Source organism: Vibrio sp. 779(2023), assembly GCF_033344285.1.
In the GTDB taxonomy this organism is placed as follows: domain Bacteria; phylum Pseudomonadota; class Gammaproteobacteria; order Enterobacterales; family Vibrionaceae; genus Vibrio; species Vibrio alginolyticus.
Genome location: NZ_JAWPOM010000255.1, coordinates 1 through 1,006, shown reverse-complemented (window position 1 = coordinate 1,006; position 1,006 = coordinate 1). Strand labels below are relative to the sequence as shown.

Annotated in this window: 1 protein-coding gene; it reads left to right on the top strand. The window is 49.9% G+C overall.

The window, feature by feature from the left end:
• Positions 1-134 precede the first annotated feature (134 nt).
• On the top strand, positions 135-1,006 hold an 872-nt coding region (locus R8O70_RS26445; RefSeq protein ID WP_318184617.1), incomplete at its 3' end, for a lyase family protein.

Below are 1,006 nucleotides of genomic sequence, written 5' to 3'. Positions count from 1 at the left end.
TCGGTTCACACGCCCTTATTCTGCCTCAAACGTTACTACTATCAGTTTGAACATGGCGACGTAAAGTTTCTCCAATTACAACAACAATTACGCCTCATTCAGACTTCTCTTGATTAAACGAAAGGAACCCTACTATGACCACCGAATTTCGTATTGAAACCGACAGCATGGGCGAAGTAAAAGTCCCGGCGAATGCCTTGTATCAAGCGCAAACTCAGCGCGCTATCGATAACTTCGCATTCAGCCAGCACACCATGCCAAGCGGTTTCATCCAAGCTTTAGCCCACATCAAACAGACGGCAGCACTGACCAACGCACAACTAGGGTTACTAGAAGGTGATATTGCTAATGCGATTGCAGACGCTGCGCAAGCCATTATTGATGGGCAACATCTCGATCAGTTCCCTATCGACCTGTTCCAAACCGGTTCTGGGACAAGCTCCAACATGAACGCCAATGAAGTGATTGCCACGCTCGCGTCTGAATTGCTTGGCGGCAACGTCAACCCGAATGACCACGTTAACATGGGTCAAAGCAGTAACGATGTGGTGCCGACGGCGATTCAAGTCAGCTCAGCACTTGCTATTGAACACAAGTTGTTGCCTGCACTGGCTCATCTTAGCCAAAGCCTAGAAACCAAGAAGCAAGCTTTGCAAGGTGTGGTAAAAACAGGCCGAACCCATTTGATGGACGCCAGGCCAATCACTTTCGCGCAAGAGCTGGGCGGCTGGCAATTCCAGATTGAACACGCTAAACAAGCCATTGAACAAACACTGCCGATGGTGAAAGCCCTTGCTCAAGGCGGCACTGCCGTTGGCACAGGGATCAACGCCGATCCGCGTTTTGCCTCTCTGTTTGCAGACAACCTCACTCAGTCCACTCGAGTCACCTTTACTTCAAGCGACAATTTCTTCTTCAACCTCAGCAGCCAGGATGCGATCGTCGCACTGTCTGGACAGCTCAAAACAGCAGCAGTTGCGATCATGAAGATCGCAAACGATCTTCG